Annotated in this window: 9 protein-coding genes; 5 read left to right on the forward strand and 4 right to left on the reverse strand. The window is 74.5% G+C overall.

Annotated features, from left to right (window positions below; all coding sequences use genetic code 11):
• The first annotated feature begins 110 nt into the window (after positions 1-110).
• Positions 111-2,066, forward strand: a complete 1,956-nt coding sequence (locus ACFQ8C_RS35465) for a helix-turn-helix domain-containing protein (protein ID WP_383465862.1) — start codon at positions 111-113, stop codon at positions 2,064-2,066.
• A gap of 105 nt (positions 2,067-2,171) precedes the next feature.
• On the forward strand, positions 2,172-3,314 hold the full coding sequence (locus ACFQ8C_RS35470; protein WP_383465864.1) for a S1 family peptidase: 1,143 nt from the start codon (positions 2,172-2,174) through the stop codon (positions 3,312-3,314).
• Positions 3,315-3,573: 259 nt separating this feature from the next.
• Here the strand turns inward: ACFQ8C_RS35470 and ACFQ8C_RS35475 are convergent, their stop codons facing one another.
• A complete protein-coding gene (locus ACFQ8C_RS35475; RefSeq protein ID WP_383465866.1) occupies positions 3,574-3,858 on the reverse strand; it encodes a pyrimidine/purine nucleoside phosphorylase in 285 nt (94 codons plus the stop codon).
• A 380-nt stretch (positions 3,859-4,238) separates the two neighbouring features.
• Between ACFQ8C_RS35475 and ACFQ8C_RS35480 the strand changes: the two genes are divergently transcribed.
• Positions 4,239-5,906, forward strand: coding sequence for a phytoene desaturase family protein (locus tag ACFQ8C_RS35480; RefSeq protein ID WP_383465868.1), 1,668 nt, complete (start codon positions 4,239-4,241; stop codon positions 5,904-5,906).
• A 26-nt stretch (positions 5,907-5,932) separates the two neighbouring features.
• Here the strand turns inward: ACFQ8C_RS35480 and ACFQ8C_RS35485 are convergent, their stop codons facing one another.
• Complete coding sequence (locus ACFQ8C_RS35485; protein WP_383465870.1) at positions 5,933-6,511, reverse strand: TetR/AcrR family transcriptional regulator; 579 nt, start codon at positions 6,509-6,511, stop codon at positions 5,933-5,935.
• Between the two features lie 91 nt (positions 6,512-6,602).
• On the opposite strand from ACFQ8C_RS35485, the gene ACFQ8C_RS35490 reads away from it, so the two are divergent.
• A complete protein-coding gene (locus ACFQ8C_RS35490) occupies positions 6,603-7,049 on the forward strand; it encodes an anthrone oxygenase family protein (protein WP_383465871.1) in 447 nt (148 codons plus the stop codon).
• A 67-nt stretch (positions 7,050-7,116) separates the two neighbouring features.
• On the opposite strand, the gene ACFQ8C_RS35495 is transcribed toward ACFQ8C_RS35490, so the two are convergent.
• Entirely contained in the window at positions 7,117-7,461 is a 345-nt protein-coding gene (locus ACFQ8C_RS35495) for a hypothetical protein (protein WP_383465873.1), read from the reverse strand.
• Positions 7,462-7,674: 213 nt separating this feature from the next.
• A complete protein-coding gene (locus tag ACFQ8C_RS35500) occupies positions 7,675-8,304 on the reverse strand; it encodes a TetR/AcrR family transcriptional regulator (protein WP_383465875.1) in 630 nt (209 codons plus the stop codon).
• A gap of 90 nt (positions 8,305-8,394) precedes the next feature.
• Here ACFQ8C_RS35500 and ACFQ8C_RS35505 point away from each other — a divergent pair, with 90 nt between their 5' ends.
• Positions 8,395-8,808, forward strand: coding sequence for a DUF4345 domain-containing protein (locus ACFQ8C_RS35505; protein ID WP_383465877.1), 414 nt, complete (start codon positions 8,395-8,397; stop codon positions 8,806-8,808).
• Positions 8,809-8,879 lie beyond the last annotated feature (71 nt).

An 8,879-nucleotide genomic window follows, 5' to 3' on the forward strand; every position in this document is an offset into this window, starting at 1 on the left:
GGCCCCGCGCGTCCGCCCCGGCCGCCGCCCTCACAGGCCGATGGCGGCGGCCGGCCCGTCGTCCCGGCGACCACCCCGCACGACCCCCACCCCGGCCGCGAGGAGGCCCCATGACCGCCGGCCGTCGAGCCGACACCCGTACGCCGTCCCCCACCGAGGCCGCCGCCCGCCGCATGCTGGACCTCCTGGCGGCCGGCGCCCCCGGCGAGCAGCTCGCCGGGCAGCCCGCCCGGGCCCGGGCGGACGGGGCCTCCCCCGGGGACGTCGAGTGGATCGAGGAGACCACCGAGGCCGCGCTGGCGGTGCGGCGGGTGCTCGACCAGTACCGGCGCAGGGAAGCGGAGCTGGTCGCGCTGTTCGACACGGCGGGCGACCTGGCGGGCCTGCGGGACCTCGACGCCGTGCTGCGCGCCATCGTCCGGCGGGCCCGCACGCTGCTGGGCTCGGACGTCGCCTACCTGACGCTGAACGATCCGGCCGCCCACGACACGTTCATGCGGGTCACCGAAGGGTCCGTCTCGGCCGCCTTCCAGCAGCTGCGCCTCGGCATGGGGGAGGGCCTGGGCGGCCTGGTCGCGCAGACGGCCCGCCCGTACGCGAGCGCGGACTACCGCTCGGACCGCCGCTACCGGCACACCGGGACCATCGACGACGGCGTCGCCGAGGAAGGGCTCCGCGGCATCCTCGGCGTCCCGCTCCGGCTCGGCGAGGAGGTCATCGGCGTCCTGTTCGCGGCCGACCGCACCCCGCGCGAGTTCACCCCCGACGCCATCGCCCTGCTCGCCTCGCTCGCCGACCACGCCGCCGTCGCCATCGACAGCGCCCGCCGGCTGGACGAGACCCGTACCGCACTCGCCCGGCTCGAAGCCGCCAACGCGACGGCCCGCGCCCACAGCGAGGCCCTCCACCTGGCGTCCGACGCCCACGACCGGCTCTCCAAGCTGGTGTTGCGCGGCGCCGGGACCGACGAGGTCGCCGCCGAGATCGCGGTGCTGCTCGGCGGGGGAGTGGCCGTCCACGACACCGACGGCAGCGAGCTCGCCCGGATCGGCACCGCCCCGGTCACACCCTCCCCGGCCAGCCTGGCGGCCTCGCGCACCGAGGGCCGCGCGGTCCACGCCGACGGCGTCTGGACCTGCGCGGTCCTCGCCGGTGCCGAACCCCTCGGCAGCATCGTGCTGACCGGACGCGACGACCTCCCCGAGGCGGACCGGCGTCTGTTCGAACGCTCGGCGCTCGTCACGGCGATGCTGCTGCTGGTCCGCCGCTCGGTCGCCGAGACCGAGGACCGGGTGCGCGGCGAACTCCTCGACGACCTGCTCGCGGGCCCCGCCTCCTCCGCCCACTGGGACCCGGGCAGCCTCGCCCTGCGCGCCCGGCGCCTCGGCGTGGACCTCGCCCGCCCGCACGCCGTCGCCGTCGTCGACTGCGAGCCCGCCCTGCGTTCCCGGCTCGCGGCGGAGGCCACGCGCGTGGTGCGCGGGCTCGGCGGGCTGGCGGGCAGCCGCCAGGGCCGTACCGTCCTGCTCGTGCCGTGCGACCTCGCGGGCGACCTCGCCGACGCCCTGGCCGCGGGGCTCGCCCGGGGAATCGGCGCCCCGGTCACCGTGGGCACCGCGGGCCCCGGCACCGGCCCGGACCACCACGCGGCCCTCCACGCCGAGGCCCTGCGGTGCCTCACCGCGCTCCACGCCCTCGGCCGCTCCGGGGAGGGCGCCGACGTCGCGGCCCTCGGCTTCGTCGGCGTCCTGCTCGGCGACCGCGCCGACATCTCCGCGTACGTCGACCGCGTCCTCGGCCCGGTCCTCGCCTACGACACCGAACGCGGCACGGAACTGGTCCGCACCCTGCACGCCTACTACGACCAGGGAGCGAGCCTCGCCCGTGCCAAGGACGCGCTCCACGTCCACGTCAACACGGTGGTGCAGCGCCTCGACCGCGTCGCCCAACTCCTCGGCCCCGACTGGAACACCCCCGACAGCGCCCTGGAGCTCCACCTCGCCCTCCGCCTCCACCAGCTGTCGCGCGGCACACCCGGTGCCGGCCCCGCCGCCGACGGCGACTGAACGCGACACTCTTGGTATGGACCTGACAAGCGTGGGCCGCTACCGTTGCTGAGAGCGCTCTGAGAGCGCTCTCAGCGTTCGGCTTCCCCCACACCAGGAGGTTCCGTGAAGCGCACCACCCCCCTGCGCGCCGCCGTCGGCGCCCTGCTCCTGACGGTCGGCCTCGGCGCCGCCGCGGCCAACGCCGCCCCGCCACCGGAGCCCGTCGCCCCGCCGTCGGCGTCCGCCGGACTGCTCGACGCCATGCGGCAGGACCTCGGGCTCACCTCGGCGCAGGCCGAGGAGAGGCTGCGCGCCGAGAAGACGGCCGCCGAGGTGGAGAAGACCGCCCGGCAGCGCGCGGGCGCCGCCTACGGCGGTTCGTGGTTCGACCCGGCGGCCGGCCGACTGGTCGTCGCCGTGACCGACCGCGCGACGGAGTCGGAGGTGCGCGCCCTGGGCGCGGACACCCGGCTGGTCCGGCACGGGGCCGCCGCCCTGGACCGGGCCAAGGCGCGCCTGGACGGACTGAGCGCACCCGCCGGAGTGGCCGGCTGGCACGTCGACCCGAAGGCGAACAGCGTCGTGGTCGACGTCGTACGCGCCCAACGGCAGACCCCCGCCGTACGGGCCTTCCTCGACCGGGCCCGGGCCGACGGCCTCGTCACCGTCGCCGAGACGGCACAGGCGCCCCGCACCTACGCGGCGGGCACGGTCGGCGGCGACCCGTACTACACGGGCAACGTCCGCTGCTCGATCGGCTTCTCCGTGCACGGCGGCTTCGTGACGGCCGGTCACTGCGGTCAGGCCGGCGCGGCGGTGCGCGGCTGGGACGGATCCGCGATGGGCACCTTCCAGGGCTCGTCCTTCCCCGGCGACGACTACGCGTACGTGTCGATCCACAGCGGCTGGTGGACCGTGCCCGTCGTGCTCGGCTGGGGCACCGTCCCCGACCAGCTCGTCCGCGGCTCGGCCGAGGCCCCGGTCGGCGCGTCGATCTGCCGCTCGGGCTCGACCACGCGCTGGCACTGCGGCACCGTCCTGGCGAAGAACCAGACGGTCAACTACAGCCAGGGCGCGGTCTACCAGATGACCAAGACCAGCGTCTGCGCCGAAGGCGGCGACTCCGGCGGCTCGTTCCTGAGCGGCGACCAGGCCCAGGGCGTCACCTCCGGCGGCTGGGGCAACTGCTCCTCCGGCGGCGAGACGTGGTTCCAGCCGGTCAACGAGATCCTCAACCGGTACGGCCTGCGCCTGCACACCGCCTGATCCCGCCTGGCGGGACCGGTCCACCGAGTCGAGGTCGACGCGTCCGTCGACCTCGACGTCGGCCTTGTCCGCGATCTCGACCTCGACCTCAGCCTCAGCCTCAGCCTCGACCTCGACCTCAGCCGCGCTCTCGATCGTTTCCGGCCGGTCGGCTCGGTCCGTGATCTCGGCCGAGCGGTGGCGGACGAGGTCCCCGACGACGTCATCGGCCCGGAGCGTGACCCGGGAGCCCGTGCCGCCGCGATCCGCGGGAGAGGCCTCAGTCGCGGTACTCGCAGAGGTAGGCGGTCTCCTCGGCGACCTTGAGCTGGAACGTGCTGTCGGCGGGGACGTCGAACCTCTCGCCGGCCTCGAAGGTCCGCCACTCGTCGGAGCCGGGCAGCCTGACCGTCAGGGCGCCGCTGACGACGTGCATGATCTCCCGCTTGCCGGTGCCGAACTCGTAGTCGCCGGGGGCCATGACGCCGACCGTCGCGGGACCCTCGCTGCCCGTGAACGCGATCGACTTGACCGTCCCGTCGAAGTACTCGTTGACCTTGAACATGGGTGTCCTCCAGGAGGGCGAGCGGTGCGAGGCGCCGGCTCGAAGCGCCGGCCGCTGAAGCCTAGCGGCACCCGGCCCGGCACCTTGCCGGGGGAGGCCCGGGAGGACGCCGTCACCCCGGCGGCGGCGCTTCGCCCCGCGCGACGCGGCGATGCGGTCGGCACCGTCCCGTACCGCGACCAGGCCCGTTCAGGTGACGGCAGGGGCGCGGCCGCAACCCCGCACCTGCCGGAACGTTCCACGGGGTGTTCTCTCCCTCCCCCACGTTCCGGAGCGCCGCCCATGCCGACTTCCGCCGTCCTCTCACCACCCTCAGCCCTCTCCACCCCCGCCGTCCCCTCCGTCCTGGCGACCGGGCCCCTCGGCCGAACGGGGCGGATGTGACGCGCGGGGTGCTGGTGGGGCGGTCTCCCGCGCCGGGCGAGGTGGCGGACGCGTACGACGCCGTCGTGATCGGCTCCGGGGCCGGAGGGCTGACGACGGCGGTCTGCCTGGCCAAGCAGGGCCGGCGGGTGGCGGTCTTCGAGCAGCACTACACCGCCGGCGGGTACACCCACGCCTACCGGCGGCGTGGCTGGGAGTGGGACGTCGGCATCCACTACGTCGGGCAGCTCGCGCCCCGCGAGCCGGTCCGGGTGCTGTCCGACTACCTGACGGGCGGCGCGCTGCGGTGGGCGCCCCTGGCGGACCCGTACGACGAGTACCGGTTGGCGGGCGAGGTGCACCGGGCGCCCGTCGGATTCGACGCCTACAAGGCCGGCCTGATCGCGCGTTTCCCGGCCGAACGGGCCGGGATCGAGGCGCTGTTCCGCCTGATCGCGCGCTGCCGGGCGACGCTGCCCGCCCTCGCGCTCGGCCGCCTCTCGGGCCCGGTCGCGCGGCGCCTGGCCCGTCTGCTGCGCGCGGCGGCCGTCCCGCCCGAGGCGCTGCGCCCCGCCAGGGAGGTGGTCGCGGGGCTCGTCCGCGACGAGCGGCTGCGTCAGGCGGTGCTCACCCCCAGCGTGCTGCTGCTGGCCGATTCCTCCTCCAGGCTGCCGTTCTTCCTCGTCGCGGTGGTGTTCGAGCACTTCAGGACCGGTGCCTGGTACCCCGTGGGCGGCAGTGCCGCCATCGCCCGCGCGATGGTCGAACCCGTCCGCGCCGCCGGGGGAGAGGTCTTCGTCCGTACGCCGGTCGAGCGGATCGAACTGGACGGGACGAGGGCGACGGGCGTGGTGCTGGCGGACGGCACCCGCGTACGCGCCCCGGTCGTGGTCAGCGCGGCGGGCGCCCACCGCACGTACCGCACCCTGCTGCCCCGCTCCGCCGCCGGAACGCAGACCGACCCGCTGCACGGCCTGCGCGACGGATTCCCGTTCGTGCTCCTCTTCCTCGGCCTCGACGGCGACCCGGAGGAGCTGGGACTGCCCCGGCACAACGTGATGGTCACCGACGGCGACTGCGACGCCTTCTTCGACGGCACCGGCGGGCGCACCAGCGGCCTCTTCCTCTCCTTCTCCTCCGCGAAGGACCCGACCTGGACCGCGCGGTACCCGGGCCGGTCCACCGGCGAGATCCTCGCCTATGTCGACCCGGCCCTGTTCGCGTCCTTCGACGGCTCGCGCCTGCGCGACCGCGAACCCGCCTACCTCGCTCTGAAGGCCGAGCTCGGCGAGGAACTCCTGGAGCAGCTGTACCGTCAGCTTCCCCGCACCAGGGGGCGGGTGGCGTACCACGAACTCGGCACCCCCCTGACGGCCGAGCACTTCGCCGGCTGGCCGGGCGGCAGCCTCTACGGGCTCGCCAAGGACGTCGCCGCCTTCGGCGACGGCACCCGCCCCGGCCTCGCGGACCGGCTCCGCCCGCGCACCGAGTTCGACGGCCTGTACCTCTCGGGACAGGACGTCCTGGCCGGCGGCTTCCTCGGCGCGGTCACGGGCGGTCTGCTCGCCGCCCACGAAGCCCTCGACCGGACCGGCAGGTCCCGTCTGTGGCGGGGAGCCCTGAAGCACGCCATCCGCCCCGCCGGGATTCCGCGGGGCCCGGGGGCCCGCGCCGGCACGGCGTAGGAGCGTCCGGCGGCGGAGCCCCGCGGTCAGAGGACGGCGAGCCGGTCCACCAGCAGGTTCGTCCTTCGTTCGGCGTCCTCGGGTGGCAGCCGCCGCGCCTTGGTGAGGGTGGCGAGGCCGTGCAGGGCCGCCCAGAAGACCTCGGTGAACAGCCCCGGGTGGACGCCGTCCCCGGCGACCCCTTCGAGGTTGTCCAACAGGGCGGCGAAGGCGTCCTTCAGGGGCTGCGGGGTGGAGTCGTGCGCGAAGACCAGGCCGCCGTCCAGCTGGAACATGGCTTCGTAGACCGCCGGATTGCGCGCGGCGAAGTCGAGGTAGGCGCGCGCCAGGGCGGCGGCCCGGGCGCGCGGGTCGTCCGCGGCGGAGGCCGCGGCCCGCAGGGACACGGCCATCTCGGCGGCCCCCTGGAGGGCGACGGCACCGATGATCTCGCGCTTGCCGCGGAAGTGGCTGTAGAGGACGGGCTGGCTGTACTCGATGCTCTCGGCGAGCCGACGGGTGGTGACCGCGTCCCAGCCCTGCCGCTCGGCGACTTCGCGGGCCGTGGTCACGATGAGACGCTCACGGTCAGCCCGCTCGCGCTGCTTGCGTTCCTGTACCGACATGACTCGATCCTAGCACCGCTAGACAATCGAGCGGCAGTAGGTCTAGCGTTGACCCATCAGCTAGCAACGCTAGATGTCAGGAGGGGTCGTCATGCTCAACGCACTTGAGGTCTTCACCACCGTGGTGGTCGGCGTGATGGTGGGGGTGGAGTTCTCCGTCGCCTTCGTCGTCAACCCGATCCTCGGCGGACTTCCCGAGGACGCCGAACTGCTCGGCCGCGCCCACGGAGGCCGGATGCTCGGCGCCGTGATGCCGGTCTGGTACATCGGCTCGCTCGTCCTCGTGGCGGTCTGGGCCGTCGCCGGATGGCAGCACCCCGGTGCCGGCCTCGTCGTCACCGCCGGCGCGCTGCTCATGGTCAGCGTGATCATGTCGGTCCTGCTGCTCGTCCCGATCAACGACCGGGGCAAGACGTGGACCCCGGAAGACCGGCCCGAGGACTGGAAGGAGCAGGCGAGCCGCTGGGACCGGTACCACTACGTCCGCGTCGCGATCATCATCGCGGCCTTCGCCCTGCTCGCCACCGCCCTCACCTGAGCCCACGTGCCGGGGGCCCGGTGCGGACGCCGGGTGGTCGGCGGCGCCGGGTCCCCGGTGTCGCGCGTCAGGAGAAGACGACCGACCGCACGAGCAGGCGGTCCGAGGCGCCGCCGCCCGGACGCAGGCTGAAGAAGGCCTCGCCCTCGCAGTTCGCTTCGAGGAAGACCACGGCGGTCGCGTCGGTGCGGTTCTTCGGGGCGTAGGCGGCCGAGCCGGGCTCCGAGCCCGGTCCCTGGATGTCGATGCAGGTGCCGCTCTCGGGATTGTTCAGGAAGCCGACCGCTTCGTATCCGTCGGACGTCCGGTACGTGTAGCGGAACTGCCCCTCGGCGGCGGACGCCGAGCCGGGGGCGGTGATCAGGAGGAGGGCGGCGCCGGTGGCGGCGGCCAGGGCGGAGCGAAGGCGCATGGGGGTTCCTTGTTCGCGGGGGGACGGGCGGTACTGCGAGCGCTGCCCTTCACGCCGGCGAGGCACTCCTGTCGTCACCCGGACGGGTGCTGCCGAATCGTTTGCCCAGGTCAAGTGGCGGTACGAACCCCGGTACCGGTGGAATCCCGCCGGCTGTCCCCGTCTTGCCTGCCCCTGCCCCTGCCCCTGCCCCTGCCGCTGCCCCGCCCTTCCTCACCCCTGCGCGTCGCCCGCCCGCGGTGGCCACTCCGGGGCGGGGTCCTCCGCGAACAGCGGCCGGAGGGCGCCGACGACCGCGCCGACGCAGACGTCGCGCAACTCGGTGCGGGTGCAGGTCTCGTGGGTGAGCCAGTCGACGCAGAGGACCTGGACGAAGACCAGCCAGCTCTTCAGGACGCCGGAGACCGCCTCGCGGGTGGGCGCGTCCACCGGCGGGAGGGCGGCCAGCAGGCGCGCGCGGAGCGCGTCCAGTTCGTTCGTCATGATCGTCTGGATCACGGGATCGCCGGCGAGGACCCGGTTGGCGGCCAGGACCGCGTTGCGGTTCGCCACGAAGTAGTCGAGGTGGACGTCCATGCCCTGGGTGAGCTGCTCCACCAGGGAGTCCGCGGGGTCGAGCCGGGTCTCGGCCAGCAGCCGGTCCGCGGCCTCCTCGTACACGGCGGCGAAGAGGGCGTGCTTGCTGGGGAAGTGACGGTAGAGCAGGGCCCGCGAGACGCCGGCCTCCTCCGCCACCTCCTCCATCAGGACGTCGTCGTACGGGCGCGCGGCGAAGAGCCGCGCTCCGACGGCGCGGAGCTGGGCGTGGCGGTCGGCGGGGCTGAGCCGTCGGCGGGGAGGCATGGCCGAAGACTAGTTGACATGTGTCTACTAGTGCACCCACTCTGGTGGACACATGTCTACCAAGCTCCACCGGGACGGCTCGGAGGAATCATGGCAAGGGCTCTGCGCACACTCGCACAACTGATGGGCTGGTCAGGCGTGGCGATCGGCCTCTACCACGTGGTCCTCGGCAACGCGGCGATCCCCGGAGCGGGTTCCGCCGGCGCGACGGTCGACAGCTGGGGCCGCTTCATGGGGGCGGCCTTCGTCGGCTACGGGCTGGCGTGGCTGTGGGCCGCGCGGCAACGGCCGATCCCGGCGCGGGTGGTGCGCCTGCTGGCCGGCGTCTTCCTTCTGGGCGGGGTGGGGCGGCTGCTCTCGCTCGCCGTGCACGGCTGGCCGCACTGGTTCCAGATCGCGCTCACGGTGATCGAACTCGGGCTGCCCCCGGTCTTCTTCCGGCTGGCCGACGCGGACGAGCGCACCTCGCGCCGGGAGGGCGAGGGCGCGGCCGTCGCGCCGTGAACCCGCCTCGGCGCGACGAGCCGGGCCCCGGGGCGCCGGTGACCGACGACCGGGGCGGGACGGCGAGAGGC

Origin of the sequence: Streptomyces sp. NPDC056503, assembly GCF_042794995.1 — a bacterium.
Lineage (GTDB): Bacteria > Actinomycetota > Actinomycetes > Streptomycetales > Streptomycetaceae > Streptomyces.

Coding starts and splice junctions, on each gene's coding strand:
- ACFQ8C_RS35465 (WP_383465862.1), top strand. CDS start 111: ATGACCGCCGGCCGTCGAGCCGACACCCGTACGCCGTCCCCCACCGAG.
- ACFQ8C_RS35475 (WP_383465866.1), bottom strand. CDS start 3,858: ATGTTCAAGGTCAACGAGTACTTCGACGGGACGGTCAAGTCGATCGCG.
- ACFQ8C_RS35485 (WP_383465870.1), bottom strand. CDS start 6,511: ATGTCGGTACAGGAACGCAAGCAGCGCGAGCGGGCTGACCGTGAGCGT.
- ACFQ8C_RS35490 (WP_383465871.1), top strand. CDS start 6,603: ATGCTCAACGCACTTGAGGTCTTCACCACCGTGGTGGTCGGCGTGATG.
- ACFQ8C_RS35495 (WP_383465873.1), bottom strand. CDS start 7,461: ATGCGCCTTCGCTCCGCCCTGGCCGCCGCCACCGGCGCCGCCCTCCTC.
- ACFQ8C_RS35500 (WP_383465875.1), bottom strand. CDS start 8,304: ATGCCTCCCCGCCGACGGCTCAGCCCCGCCGACCGCCACGCCCAGCTC.
- ACFQ8C_RS35505 (WP_383465877.1), top strand. CDS start 8,395: ATGGCAAGGGCTCTGCGCACACTCGCACAACTGATGGGCTGGTCAGGC.